Below are 253 nucleotides of genomic sequence, written 5' to 3'. Positions count from 1 at the left end.
ATTGATTCGCGTTCTTTACCTGACTATGTTTCCAAGCCTTCCATTACTCAGAGCGATACTTCATCGGTTCCAGTTTCCTTTGTAGCTCTTACATTTAAAGACGGATTGACGTCAGAAAATATAGACCTTTTGAATAAAGAAATTGAACCGATATACAATGATGTAAAAGGAGTATCTGGGGTTCAAAAAACGGGAAATGAAAAATCTTTTATATCTGTAAAGGTTGATAACAAAAAATTAAATCAAAATCATA

General features: G+C 32.8%; 1 protein-coding gene. It reads left to right on the top strand.

From position 1 onward, the window contains the following. Window positions 1–253, top strand: a 253-nt coding sequence (locus SB772_RS43470) for an efflux RND transporter permease subunit (protein ID WP_410838959.1), incomplete at both ends; no start/stop codon positions are given.

Origin of the sequence: Paraburkholderia sp. SIMBA_030 (assembly GCF_046535245.1) — a bacterium.
Taxonomy (GTDB): domain Bacteria; phylum Pseudomonadota; class Gammaproteobacteria; order Burkholderiales; family Burkholderiaceae; genus Paraburkholderia.
Note: the sequence above shows the minus strand (reverse complement) of the source record. Positions and strands in the feature narration are given on the sequence as shown.